Annotated in this window: 13 protein-coding genes; 11 read left to right on the forward strand and 2 right to left on the reverse strand. The window is 67.7% G+C overall.

The window, feature by feature from the left end; genetic code table 11:
• Window positions 1–99 precede the first annotated feature (99 nt).
• Complete coding sequence (locus tag M3330_RS00310) at window positions 100–1,326, forward strand: MFS transporter (RefSeq protein ID WP_255026602.1); 1,227 nt, start codon at window positions 100–102, stop codon at window positions 1,324–1,326.
• 39 nt (window positions 1,327–1,365) lie between these two features.
• Complete coding sequence (locus M3330_RS00315; RefSeq protein WP_071934983.1) at window positions 1,366–2,196, forward strand: aldo/keto reductase; 831 nt, start codon at window positions 1,366–1,368, stop codon at window positions 2,194–2,196.
• A 63-nt stretch (window positions 2,197–2,259) separates the two neighbouring features.
• On the opposite strand, the gene M3330_RS00320 is transcribed toward M3330_RS00315, so the two are convergent.
• Window positions 2,260–4,587, reverse strand: a complete 2,328-nt coding sequence (locus M3330_RS00320) for an arylsulfatase (protein WP_255026603.1) — start codon at window positions 4,585–4,587, stop codon at window positions 2,260–2,262.
• Between the two features lie 88 nt (window positions 4,588–4,675).
• On the reverse strand, window positions 4,676–5,611 hold the full coding sequence (locus M3330_RS00325; protein ID WP_255026604.1) for a formylglycine-generating enzyme family protein: 936 nt from the start codon (window positions 5,609–5,611) through the stop codon (window positions 4,676–4,678).
• Between the two features lie 104 nt (window positions 5,612–5,715).
• Between M3330_RS00325 and ligD the strand changes: the two genes are divergently transcribed.
• The 9 genes from ligD to M3330_RS00370 all read left to right on the forward strand — a co-directional run bounded on the left by ligD (window position 5,716) and on the right by M3330_RS00370 (window position 12,445).
• On the forward strand, window positions 5,716–6,684 hold the full coding sequence (gene ligD / locus M3330_RS00330; protein ID WP_255026605.1) for a non-homologous end-joining DNA ligase: 969 nt from the start codon (window positions 5,716–5,718) through the stop codon (window positions 6,682–6,684).
• A gap of 22 nt (window positions 6,685–6,706) precedes the next feature.
• The gene (locus tag M3330_RS00335) at window positions 6,707–7,108 is read left to right on the forward strand and encodes a TIGR03668 family PPOX class F420-dependent oxidoreductase (protein WP_255026607.1); all 402 of its coding nucleotides are present in this window, start codon (window positions 6,707–6,709) and stop codon (window positions 7,106–7,108) included.
• A 175-nt stretch (window positions 7,109–7,283) separates the two neighbouring features.
• Entirely contained in the window at window positions 7,284–7,664 is a 381-nt protein-coding gene (locus M3330_RS00340) for a CoA transferase (protein ID WP_232238080.1), read from the forward strand.
• A 251-nt stretch (window positions 7,665–7,915) separates the two neighbouring features.
• Window positions 7,916–8,218, forward strand: a complete 303-nt coding sequence (locus tag M3330_RS00345) for an urease subunit gamma (protein WP_006552043.1) — start codon at window positions 7,916–7,918, stop codon at window positions 8,216–8,218.
• Window positions 8,219–8,230: 12 nt separating this feature from the next.
• Entirely contained in the window at window positions 8,231–8,560 is a 330-nt protein-coding gene (gene ureB / locus M3330_RS00350; protein WP_024100932.1) for an urease subunit beta, read from the forward strand.
• Window positions 8,561–8,564: 4 nt separating this feature from the next.
• Window positions 8,565–10,265, forward strand: a complete 1,701-nt coding sequence (locus M3330_RS00355; protein WP_255026609.1) for an urease subunit alpha — start codon at window positions 8,565–8,567, stop codon at window positions 10,263–10,265.
• A complete protein-coding gene (locus M3330_RS00360; protein WP_255026611.1) occupies window positions 10,265–10,960 on the forward strand; it encodes an urease accessory protein UreF in 696 nt (231 codons plus the stop codon). The genes M3330_RS00355 and M3330_RS00360 overlap by 1 nt, the downstream gene beginning before the upstream one ends.
• Window positions 10,953–11,711: an urease accessory protein UreG gene (gene ureG, locus M3330_RS00365; RefSeq protein ID WP_024100929.1), complete on the forward strand. Its 759-nt coding sequence runs from the start codon at window positions 10,953–10,955 to the stop codon at window positions 11,709–11,711. The genes M3330_RS00360 and ureG overlap by 8 nt, the downstream gene beginning before the upstream one ends.
• Before the next feature lie 2 nt (window positions 11,712–11,713).
• Complete coding sequence (locus M3330_RS00370; protein ID WP_255026613.1) at window positions 11,714–12,445, forward strand: urease accessory protein UreD; 732 nt, start codon at window positions 11,714–11,716, stop codon at window positions 12,443–12,445.
• Window positions 12,446–12,454: the final 9 nt, after the last annotated feature.

Below are 12,454 nucleotides of genomic sequence, written 5' to 3' on the forward strand. Positions count from 1 at the left end.
CGCTCACTATACCCGCGCTTGCAATTAGTCGGCGTCTGCAATTATTGTCTACGCCAGTAAAGCGCGTCTGCGCCTCTTCTCGATCGAAGGATCGTTCTCATGCCACTTGCCCTGCTGGCCCTGGCCATCGGCGCCTTCGGAATCGGCACCACCGAGTTCGTGATCATGGGGTTGCTCCCCCAGGTCGGATCGGATCTCGGAGTGTCGATCCCCACCGCCGGATATCTCGTCACCGGCTACGCCCTCGGCGTCATGATCGGCGCCCCGATCATGACGGCGCTCGGCACCAGGATCTCCCGTAAGAACATGTTGATGCTGCTCATGGGCCTGTTCGTCCTAGGCAATGCCGTCTCTGCCCTCGCGCCCACCTTCGCCGTCATGCTGATCGGCCGCGTCGTCGCCTCCCTCGCTCATGGAGCGTTCTTCGGCATCGGCTCGGTGGTCGCCGCGGAGCTGGTGGCACCGCAGAAGAAGGCCGCTGCCATCTCCCTGATGTTCACCGGACTGACGGTTGCCAATGTCGTCGGCGTCCCACTGGGTACCTTCGTCGGCCACACCGCGGGCTGGCGGGCGACGTTCCTGGTCGTCGCCGCGCTCGGCGTCGTCGGTCTCGTGGGCGTCGCGAAGCTCGTCCCCGACGTACCCCGACCCGAGGGCGTCCGGCTGCGTCACGAGATCGCGGCGTTCAAGAACGTCCAGGTCGTGCTGGCCATGACCATGACGGTCCTCGGCTTCGGGGGCGTGTTCGCCGCGATCACCTACATCGCACCGATCCTGACCGATGTCGGCGGTTTCGCCGAGTCCTCCGTCCCCTGCCTGATGGCCGTGTTCGGAACCGGCATGGTGGTCGGCAACCTCGTCGGGGGACATTTCGCCGACCGCAATCTCATGCCGATGCTCTACACCGCCCTGGCCGGCCTGGCCGTGGTGCTCGGTCTGTTCACCTTCCTGGCCTCCGACAAAACCGTGTCCGTCGCGGCGGTCTTCCTGATCGGCGCTCTCGGTTTCGCGACCGTCCCGCCCCTGCAGAAGCACGTGCTCGACCATGCGCACGGCGCCCCGACCCTGGCGTCCGCCGCCAACATCGGTGCCTTCAATCTCGGCAACGCTCTGGCCGCCTGGCTCGGCGGCATGGTGATATCCGCCGGATTCGGGTACACGGCACCCAACGCCGTCGGGGCCGTTCTGGCCGCGTCCGCACTGATCCCGGCGGTCCTGTCCCACCGCCTACAGCGAAAGGACGATCACGCCAACGCAACTCGCCCATCCGCAGAACCCGACCTCCACAGCAACTCCCGTACTGCCGTCGACCCCGTCCGACTCTGATCCCGAACTACGCGAACACCCCCGAAGGAGCACCATCTCGTGACATCGTCCACGATCCCCACCGTCACCCTGAACAACGGCGTCGAGATCCCTCAGCTCGGCTTCGGCGTCTTCCAGATCCCCGAGGACGAGACCACTGCGGCCGTCAGTTCCGCACTCGAGACCGGCTACCGCCACATCGACACCGCCGCGATCTACGGCAACGAGGCCGGCGTCGGCCGCGCGCTGGCGGACTCCGGACTGTCCCGCGACGAGCTGTTCATCACGACGAAGGTGTGGAACTCCGATCAGGGCTACGACGCCACCCTCCGTGCCTTCGACACGAGCCTCGCCGCGCTCGGCCTCGATCGTCTCGACCTCTACCTGATCCACTGGCCGACCCCGGCCCGCGACCTCTATGCCGACACCTGGCGTGCCCTCGAACGCCTCGTCGAGGAAGGACGCCTCCGCGCCGCGGGCGTGTCGAACTTCCAACCCGCCCACCTGCAGCGCCTGCTGGACGGCAGCTCGCTCGTCCCGGCGATCAACCAGATCGAATTGCACCCCGGTTTGCAGCAGAGCGAAGTGCGTGCCTTCCACGCCGAACACGGCATCGCCACCGAGGCATGGAGCCCGCTCGCCCAGGGCGCCGTGCTGAACGACGAGGAGATCACGTCGATCGCCGAACGCACCGGCAAGTCGCCGGCCCAGGTGGTGCTGCGCTGGCATCTGCAGCTCGGCAACGTCGTCATCCCCAAGTCCGTCACGCCGTCCCGGATCCGGGAGAACTTCGAGGTCTTCGACTTCGAGCTGACCGACGAGGACATGTCGACCATCGCCGGTGCCGATCGCGATCTGCGCACCGGACCTCATCCGGACCAGTTCAACTGACAGACCTCGCGGCTCCGGGCGGATCCACCGCCCGGAGCCGGTAAGGCGCTCGAAGAGCTGCGTTCAGGTGTACTCGACGGTCATCCTGTCGATGCTCCCGTCGAACGGGAACGGTGCACGGTCGAAGTAGTCGAGCGAAACCGGTGAACCCAGGCAGGTGCCGATGTCCAGGCAGTCGTTGGCCGTGAACAGCAACGGCGCACTGACCGGCACGACGCACTCCCCCACCGACTGCCCGTCGACTGACATCCGGACGTTCAACGGACCACCGGGGCGCGCTTCGGCGTACTTGGTGACCACCTCGACGAGGTGGTGCCCGGGTGCGATGCGGGTCGCCGAACGCATCTTCGTCCGCATCAGGATGAAGAGGTTGTACTCGTAGCAGAGGTAGCCGTCGTCGGCGAAGCACGTCAGGCCACCACCGTTGGCGCCCAGCGCATATAGGACGCCGTGCGCCCGCTCCGGGAAGGTCACCTCGATGCAGACCCGGTTGTTCTTGTTTCCCAATGCGGGAGCGCAGAATTCGGGCATACGCGTGACGTCACCGGTGAAATCCCAGCTCGTGTACGGCGTGGTGATGCGTTGCTCGGGATGGATCGCCGCGACCCAGAGACCCCCACCGATGGGAAGAGCGTTGTTCTTGGCCGCTTCGATCGCGAAGATCTCCCGCATCTGGGCCAACTTCTCGGGGTACTGCTCTGCGAGGTCGCGGTTCTGCGTCCAGTCCTCGTCGAGGTTGTAGAGCTCCCAGGTGTCGTCGTCCGGGCTCCAATCGCGGATCCCGCCGGGCAGCCCCGGCAGCCACGGTGCGCGGGGACCGAAGGCCGACGCCATCCATCCGTCGTGATAGATCGCTCGACTGCCCATGACCTCGAAGTACTGGGTGAGTTTGCCCGCCGGCGCGTCACGGTCCACGAACGTCCGGGCGAAACCGGCGCCGTCGATCGGATCCTGCGGAATCCCGTTGACGGTCCGCGGCGGTGTGATGCCCAGTAGCTCGTAGAAGGTCGGCACCAGGTCGTTGCAGTGAAGGAACTGGGTTCGCGGGGTGCGATCCGGCGTGATGCGCGCCGGCCAGCGCACCACCATGGGATTGCGGGTCCCCCCGAGATGGGACGCGAGAAGCTTCATGCCCTTGTAGGGTGTGCTCCCCGCCCAGGCCCATCCCGCGTGGTACATGTTGTCCGTCTTCGGGGAGCCGAGAACATCGAGTCCGCCGAGTTCGTCGAGCGCCGCGATGTGCTGGGCCGTGGTCGTGGGGATCCCGTTCTGCGCGAGCAGTTCGCTGATGGTGCCGTTCTGGCCCTCACCGGACGACCCGTTGTCGCCCCAGATGTAGAAGACCAGGGTGTTGTCGCGGTAGCCCAGCCGGTCGAGTTCGTCGAACAACCGCCCCACCTGGACGTCGCAGTGTTCAGCGTATCCGGCCGCGACCTCCATGAGGCGTCGTTGGAAGGGCTTCTCGTCGTCGGGGATGTCGTCCCAGGCCGTCATGGTGGGATGCCGCTCGGTGAGTTCGGCCTCCGGTGGGATCCAGCCCTTCTCCTTGGCCCGCTCGAACACCCGCTCGCGATAAGCGTCCCATCCGTCGTCGAACTTGCCCGCATACCGGTCGGCCCACGGCTTCATGATGTGGTGCGGCCCGTGCAGACAACCGCTGGCCCAGTACATGAAGAACGGCCGGGACGGATCGAGCGCCTTGTGGCGGCGCAACCAGCCGATCGCGTCGTCGGCAAGGTCCTCACTGAGGTGGTAGCCCTCCTCGGGAGTCTTCGGGGGCAGGACGACGGTGGTGTTGCGGACGAGATTCGGCTCGTACTGCGACGCCTCGCCGGCGAGGAAACCGTAGAAGTAGTCGAAACCGACTCCGGTGGGCCAGTTGTCGAAGGGACCCGCTGCGGTGGTCTCCTCCGCAGGGGTGTTGTGCCACTTGCCGAAAGCCGCTGTGGTGTAACCGTAGTGGCGCAGTACCTCGGCTCCGGTGGCGCTCGACTTCGGGATGTGCCCGGAATAGCCGTCCCAGTCGTTGGCCAGTTCGGCGATCTGCCCGTTTCCGACGCGGTGATGATTGCGTCCGGTCAACAACGATGCGCGGGTGGGCGAACACATCGCCGTGGTGTGGAAGCGGTTGTAGCTGATGCCTTCGTCGAGCAAGCGGTCGAGCGTGGGGGTGCTCACCTCGCCGCCGAATGCGCTCGGCAGACCGGGGCCCGCGTCGTCGATGAGGACGACGAGGATGTTCGGGGCGTCATCGGGAAGGCGACGGTGCTGTGTGCGTGGGCTGTAGACCGATTCCTGCATGGTCCGTCCTGCGATGCTTCCTGACGGCGCCGGTGGGAACGGCAGAGTTTCTCCGCCCGGGATCGGATCCCGACGCAGATCCTGGCTCATCGTGGATTCCTCTTTTCACCCCATCCGTTCCCAGTACACCACCGGTATCAGGTCGCATACACCCCTGACCAGGGTGAAACCTGCCCTCTCACGGGCGAATGATGCAGCGGAATCCGATATGGCACGTCGCGGTCTCCTCGGTGTCACCCTGGCGGGCGGCAGGTCGGTACCGCAGGCAGTAGTTCGGGGCGCAGAGATGCGATCCGCCCTTGATGACACGGCGCGGATACGCTTCGCGCGGATCGTGTTCGGCCGTGTCGACGCGGGGGTTCGTCGGGATGCAACACGACGACGCCGGCGCGACGTTCTTGCCGCTCGAAGCATGGTTGGCGGTGAAGTAGTCGGCGGTCCACTCCCACACGTTGCCTGCCATGTCGTGGAGGCCGTACCCGTTCGGCCGGAAGTGTCCGACAGGTGAGGTTCCGGCAAATCCGTCCGTTTCGAGGTTCTGCCACGGGAATTCGCCCTGCCAGACGTTCCCGCCGGGCCGGCCCTTCGGTTCGTGCTCGTCGCCCCACGTGAAGGCCTTGCGGTCGAGTCCGCCGCGGGCGGCGAACTCCCATTCGGCCTCGGTCGGCAGTTCCTTGCCGGCCCACTCGGCGTAGGCGCGGGCATCGAACCACGACACGTGGGTGACGGGATGGCGTTCCCGCCCGCCGACGGTGCTCCCCGTCCCTTCGGGATGACGCCAGTTCGCGCCCGGGACGAACGACCACCACCTCGTGTAGTCATCGAGCGGTACCGGCCCCGGAGGCGGCGTGAACACGAGCGAGCCGGGCACGAGCAGGGACGGATCGGCGCCCGGATAATCGGCGGGGTCCGGCGCGACTTCCGCGGTGGTGACGTATCCGGTGTCCTTCGCGAAGCGCCGGAACTCGGCGACGGTCACCGGGTGCGTGTCCATCCAGAACCCGTCGACCGTCACCTGGTGGACCGGTCGCTCCTCCGGATAGAAGTCCTCGGAGCCCATCCAGAACGTGCCTCCGGGAACGAGGGTCATGTTCTGCGTCGCGGCACGCGTCATGACGTCAGCCTCGCACGGTCCGGGTCGCGGCGCGAGGGACGCACCGACGGACGAGACCGCGCATTCTCCGGTCCCGTCCCGGCCCCGTACCGCAGACTCGGGACATGCCCTCCACGACGACGGAACTGTCCCCGATGCTGGCGACCCTCGGTCCGCCGCCGACCGGGAACTGGGCGTTCGAGATGAAATGGGACGGCCAGCGCACCCTCGCCACGGTGGCCGACGGGCAGTGCCGGCTGACCAGCCGCACCGGCAATGACATCACCCGGAGCTTCCCCGAACTCCCCCACCTGCTCACCACTGCGACGGACGGCCGGGACTGCATCGTCGACGGCGAGATCGTCACCCTCGATTCCGAGGGTCGGCCGTCCTTCGCCCGGTTGCAGCGCCGCATGCACGTCCACCGTCCCACCGAGGAGCTACGCGCCGAGCTACCGGTGCTGATCTACCTGTTCGACGTCCTCGCTCTCGACGGACAGTCCACGACGGAGTTGTCCTATCGGCAGCGCCGGGCCGTCCTCGACGATCTGATCGTCCCCGGACCTCGGGTTCAGCTGTCGCCCTACTGGACCGATGTCGACGCACCGACCATGCTCACGGTCGCGCGCGAACACGGCCTCGAAGGGATCGTCGCCAAGGACCCGGACGCACCGTATCTACCCGGGACCCGCAGCGACGGCTGGATCAAGACGCCGCTGCGTCGGAACACCGAGGTGGTCGTCGTCGGGTGGCTCCCCGGATCCGGCAAGGCTGCCGGCGGCATCGGTTCACTGCTGCTCGGCGCGCACGACGACGAGGAACGGTTGGTGTTCATCGGCCGGGTCGGGACGGGATTCACCGCCGCGACCCGACGTGAGTTGCGATCGCAGCTGCGTCCCTTGGAACGACCGACGACCCCACTGGCGGTTGCGCCGCCGGCACGGGAGACCCACGGCGCCCACTGGGTGGAGCCCATCCTCGTCGGAGAGGTCGAGTACCGGGAGTACGCGGGTGGAAGCCTCCGGCATCCGAGCTGGCGAGGACTACGCACCGACAAGACGGTGCCGGAGGTCGATCTCCCGGGCCGACACTGACCGTCCGGTTACCGTGAGGCGCATGGACGTCCGTCGCAGTGTCGCCGATGCCCGAGTGGCCCGCCTCGCCACCGCCGACGGGTCCGGCGAGCCACACCTCGTCCCCATCGTGTTCGCCATCGACGGCGACGTGATCCACACCTGCGTCGACGACAAACCCAAATCCACCCGGCGCCTACGTCGCCTCGTCGACATCGCAGAGAACCCGCGGGTGTGCGTGCTCGTCGACCATTACAGCGACGACTGGTCGCAGCTGTGGTGGGTCCGCATCGACGGCATCGCCACGGTTCAGGACGCCGACACTGCCGAGGGAACTACGGGCATCGACGCGCTCGTCCGCAAATACCCGCAGTACCAGGCGAAACGACCACCGGGACCGGTGATCACCATCGACAGGCTGCGCTGGCGGTCCTGGTCGGCGTGAGCAGCTAACGATCCAGCGTGAGCATCGCCTCGGCGATCTCGGCGACCGCCGCAGCGGGGACCGCGGTACCGGCATCGTCCAGGTCGAGCCACCGCACTCTCGGGATCTTGCGTGCGATGGCTTCTCGGTTGCCGACGGGGAAGAACGGAACGACGGGCTACGGGGGAAGCTGTGCGTGGCGCTGGGCCGACCCGAGCTCGCGACCGATGCACGGTTCGTCCACCACCGTGATCGCATCGAGCATCGCAGCGAACTCGACGAGGTCCTCACCGCGGCGTTCGCGACCGGGACGGTGCAGCACTGGTGCCGCATCCTGGAAGACCACGGCGTGCCGGTCTCCCCCATCCGGCATCTCGACGAGATCTACAGCGATCCGCACACCGCCGCGATCGGCATGGTCGGCACCGTCGACCATGCGTCCGGGCCTCTCGAACAGATCGCGTTCCCGGTCAATTTCGGAGGGGTACGACCGCCGCTGCGGTCGGCGCCGCCGCTGCACGGGGAACATACCGACGAGATCCTCGCGGGATATCAGGAGGTCTCCGTTCCGTCCTAGCGACGAACGTCTCGAATATCGCTGACCTACGGCCGTTTCCGATCGATCGGGAACGGCCGTAGGCCTGTTGGCCAGGGACGGCGATGGCGGCATCCCACTGCGGTGTTGCCGGGGTCACGCAGTGCGGCAGCACTTCTGAGGTCGACGCGTCCGGATTTCTCCGCGATACGCGGGGGTAACGTCCGCGAAACAAGAGCCGCGCATGATCGGCATCGATTGCACGACCGCCGACTCGCACGAAAGAACGATACATGCAGCTGACTCCCGCCGACACCGAGAAACTCCTTCTGGCCGTCGCCGGCATGGTGGCGCGCGACCGGCGGGACCGCGGCGTCCGACTGAACTATCCCGAAGCCGTTGCCCTGTTGTCCACCTGGGTGATCGAACGGGCACGCGAAGGCGCCGATGTCGCCGACCTCATGGTGAAGGGCCGCGAGGTCCTCGCCCGCGACGAGGTCATGGGCGGTGTCGCCGAGATGTTGACCGACGTGCAGGTCGAGGCCACTTTCCCGGACGGACGCAAGCTCGTCACGATCCACCACCCGATTTCCTGAAAGGAGCCCGACATGGCATCCGGACCGACTTCGGGACCCGGAGCGATTCGCGTCGCCGAGGGCTCCCTCACCCTCAACGCGGATCGCTCCGACGACGAGCGCATCACCCTTGTCTTCCTCAACACCGGTGACCGTCCCATCCAGATCGGATCGCACATCCACCTGCCGGACGCGAACGCGGCCCTCGAGTTCGACCGCGAACGCGCGCAGGGCTTCCGCCTGGACATCCCGTCGGGGACCTCGCAGCGATTCGAACCCGGCAGCAGCCGCGAACTGGACGCCGTCGCCCTGCGCGGGCGACGCGTCGTACCCGGCATCCAGGTGCGGAAGCAGGAGGACTGAGAACGTGGAGATCACACGCGCCGAGTACGCGGCACTGTACGGACCGACGGTGGGCGACCAGGTACGTCTGGGTGACACCGACCTGTGGATCCAGATCGAGGAGGACCGCACCTTCGGTGGTGAGGAAGCCGTCTTCGGTGGCGGCAAGTCCATCCGCGAATCGATGGCCCAAGGTGTGACGACCTGGGCCGAGGGTGCTCCCGACACCGTCATCACGAACGTGATCGTGCTGGACTGGTGGGGCATCGTGCGCGCCGACGTGGGCATCCGCGACGGTCGCATCGTCGCCCTCGGCCGCGCCGGGAACCCGGACATCGCCGACGGCGTGCACACGAAGCTTCAGATCGGCCCGTCCACCGACGTCATCTCCGGTGAAGGTCGCATCCTTACCGCGGGCGCCTTCGACTCGCACGTGCACCTGCTGTCGCCGTCGCAGATCGTCGAGGCGCTCGCCACCGGCATCACCACCATCGCCGGCGGCGGAACCGGCCCGTCCGAGGGATCGAAGGCCACCACCGTCACGCCGGGTCCGTGGCATCTGATGCAGATGCACCGCGCGCTCGACGTGCTGCCGGTGAACGTGCTGTTGCTCGGCAAGGGCAACACCGTCTCCGCTGAGGGGCTGCGCGAGCAGGCCCTCTCCGGTGCCGCCGGGTACAAGGTGCACGAGGACTGGGGCTCCACTCCCGCCGCGATCGATGCGGCGCTGCGCGCGGCGGACGAGCACGGACTGCAGGTCGCGCTGCACTCGGACTCGCTCAACGAGGCGGGCTTCGTGGAGAGCACGCTCGCCGCGATCGGCGGACGCTCGATCCACGCCTTCCACGTCGAAGGCGCCGGAGGTGGGCACGCCCCGGACATCCTGAGCATCGCCGGATTGCCGCACATCATCCCGGGCTCGACCAACCCGACGTTGCCGCACACGATCAACACCGTCGACGAGCACCTCGACATGCTGATGGTCTGCCACCACCTCAACCCCGCCGTCCCGGAGGACCTCGCGTTCGCCGAGTCCCGGATCCGGGCCACCACCATCGCGGCCGAGGACATCCTGCACGACATGGGCGCGCTGTCGATCACCTCGTCCGACGCCCAGGCGATGGGTCGCATCGGTGAGGTCGTCACCCGCACCTGGCAGGTCGCGCATGTGATGAAGAATCGGCGCGGGGCGCTCGACGGCGGCATGCCCGCCGACAACGAACGGGCCCGCCGCTACATCGCGAAGTACACGATCAACCCTGCGATCGCGCATGGTGTCGACCACGAACTCGGTTCGATCGAGGTCGACAAGATGGCCGATCTGGTGCTGTGGGATCCGAAGTTCTTCGGTATCCGGCCGTCGCTGGTCATCAAGGGCGGATCGATCGCCTGGGCCGCGCTCGGCGACCCCAACGCATCCATCCCGACACCGCAGCCGGTGCTGCAGCGACCAGCGTTCGGCGATGCGCTCGCCCCGCACACATCGGTGTCGTTCGTCTCCCCCGCCGCCCTCGACGACGGTCTGGAAGAACGACTCGGGTTGCGCCGCAGACTGTTACCACTGCGGCCGACCCGGCACATCGGCAAGGCCGACATGAAGCAGAACGACGTGTTGCCGCGCATCGAGATCCGTCCCGACACCTTCGACATCGACATCGACGGCGAGCGGGTCGTTCCGGCGCCGGCCACCGAACTGCCGCTCGCGCAGCTGTATTCGATGTTCTGATGTTGCCCGACACTCTGTCCCCCACCACAGTGCTGCTCCTCCTCGCAGACGGGCGCGCGCCGGTCGGCGGGAACGTCAACTCGGGCGGGCTCGAACCGGCGCTCCAGGGTGGGATGTCGCCGACCGAGGTGCGTCGCTTCCTCGTCGCGCGGTTGCGCACCTCGGCGGCAGTCGAGGCCGGCGTCGCCGTGGTCACCCGGCACGCCGTGGACTCCGATGCCGGAACCGCCCCGACGCTCCGGATCGACGAGATCGAGGACCACTGGGCGGCGCGCACTCCGGGCCCGGCCCAGCGCGACGCGTCCCGGTTGCTGGCCCGCGGTTACCTGCGACTGGCCCGGAACCTGTGGCCCTCCACCGTTCTCGACGACCTCGACGCCCGGACCCCGCGACCGTCGCGGGGACTGGTCGTCGGGGCCATCGCGGCGCTCGCGCGCATCCCGGCGATCGACACCGCCCGACTGGTGTTGTACGAGGAGGCGCAGGCGATCGTCGCGGCCTTCCTCAAACTGCACCCCACCGACCCGGCCATCGGTTCGCGATGGGCGCTCGAGGCCTGCGCTCATCTCGAACCGCTCATCGCCGAGCTGTCCGCTCTCACCGATCCGGCGGACATCCCGGCCACCGGTGGTCCCCAGACCGAATTGTGGGCCGAAGCCCACGCATCCGCTCCAGAAAGGCTGTTCCGTGCCTGAACACATCACCACCCGTTCGCTCCGTCTCGGCGTCGCCGGTCCCGTCGGCACGGGCAAGAGCTCGCTGATCGCGACCATCTGCCGCACCCTCGCGTCCGAGCTGCAGCTCGGCGTGATCACCAACGACATCTACACCGACGAGGACGCCCGTTTCCTCCGCTCGGCCGGCGTGCTCGATCCCGAGCGCATCCGCGCGGTGGAGACCGGTGCGTGCCCGCACACCGCGATCCGCGACGACGTGACCATGAACCTGCTGGCCGTCGAGGATCTCGAACGTGACTTCGCGCCGCTCGACGTGGTGCTGGTGGAGAGCGGCGGCGACAACCTCACCGCGACCTTCTCCCCCGCGCTCGTCGACGCGCAGATCTTCGTGCTCGATGTCGCCGGTGGTGGCGACGTCGCCCGCAAGGGCGGTCCGGGCATCAGCCGCGCCGACCTGCTCGTGGTGAACAAGACCGATCTGTCCCCCTATGTGGGTGTCGACGTGCCGCAGATGGTCGCCGACGCCGAGAAGGCCCGTGAGGGCGGACCGGTGCTGGCTCTGTCCCGGACCGACGCCGCATCCGTGCAGGCACTCGGTGACTGGGTGCGCGCGATGCTGGCAGCCCACCGCGCCGGGTCGCACACCCCTGTCGATCCCGGTCCGATGGCTCCGCACTTCCACGCCGACGAGGACGGCGACCACGATCACGGCCATGGGCACGGTCACGGTCACAGCCACGATCACGCCGTCGCACACACGCACGACTGATCATGTCCCGCACCATGATCCGAATCGACCGCGCGCCGGGCCGGGCACGCCTGGCCCTGCGGGCGGGCATGCTCGTCCCCCGCACGGTCGAGGTCGGTCCGGACCACGCGCGGGTCGCCCTCGTCGCCGCCGGCGCGTTGTTGCTCGGTGGTGACTCGGTGACCGTCGACGTCCACATCGACGCCGGATGCACACTCGAACTACAGGACATCGGTGGCACCGTCGCCTACGACGCCGACAACCGGCTGTCCCGGTGGGACGTGCGGATCACCGTCGCCGAGGGCGGCACCCTCGTATGGGACACCTACCCGTTCGTGATCGCCACCGGCGCCCGCGTGCACCGCGACACCCGGATCGAACTCGCCTCCGACGCCGCCACGAGCATGCGGGAGACCCTCGTCCTCGGACGCCACGGAGAAACCGGAGGTGCGATCCGCAGCCGTACCTCGGTCACTCTCGATCGTCGTCCCCTCTTCGTCGAGGAGTTGACCACGCACGGCGCGTTCCCCGAACCCGGGATCCTCGGTTCCGCGCGGGTGCACGACGTCATCGCGACCTACGGGCGACGCATCGAGGGCGACGGCGTCGTCCAACTCGAAGGACCCGGCAGCCTGCTGCGATTCCTCGGCGCCGACGCCCACTCCTCGCCGCTCGAGTCGACCTGGCGCTCCTGGCGCTCCACACACGTTCACCCGTCCACCCTCGAAGGGAGTCTCACCCATGCACGTCCCTGACCATTTCCT

Origin of the sequence: Rhodococcus sp. GA1 (assembly GCF_024321955.1) — a bacterium.
Taxonomy (GTDB): domain Bacteria; phylum Actinomycetota; class Actinomycetes; order Mycobacteriales; family Mycobacteriaceae; genus Rhodococcus; species Rhodococcus pyridinivorans.

Bases quoted from the DNA above. Each gene is read 5' to 3' on its own strand.
- M3330_RS00310 (WP_255026602.1), top strand. From the start codon at position 100: ATGCCACTTGCCCTGCTGGCCCTGGCCATCGGCGCCTTCGGAATCGGC.
- M3330_RS00320 (WP_255026603.1), bottom strand. From the start codon at position 4,587: ATGAGCCAGGATCTGCGTCGGGATCCGATCCCGGGCGGAGAAACTCTG.
- M3330_RS00325 (WP_255026604.1), bottom strand. From the start codon at position 5,611: ATGACGCGTGCCGCGACGCAGAACATGACCCTCGTTCCCGGAGGCACG.
- ligD (WP_255026605.1), top strand. From the start codon at position 5,716: ATGCCCTCCACGACGACGGAACTGTCCCCGATGCTGGCGACCCTCGGT.
- M3330_RS00335 (WP_255026607.1), top strand. From the start codon at position 6,707: ATGGACGTCCGTCGCAGTGTCGCCGATGCCCGAGTGGCCCGCCTCGCC.
- M3330_RS00345 (WP_006552043.1), top strand. From the start codon at position 7,916: ATGCAGCTGACTCCCGCCGACACCGAGAAACTCCTTCTGGCCGTCGCC.
- ureB (WP_024100932.1), top strand. From the start codon at position 8,231: ATGGCATCCGGACCGACTTCGGGACCCGGAGCGATTCGCGTCGCCGAG.
- M3330_RS00360 (WP_255026611.1), top strand. From the start codon at position 10,265: ATGTTGCCCGACACTCTGTCCCCCACCACAGTGCTGCTCCTCCTCGCA.
- M3330_RS00370 (WP_255026613.1), top strand. From the start codon at position 11,714: ATGTCCCGCACCATGATCCGAATCGACCGCGCGCCGGGCCGGGCACGC.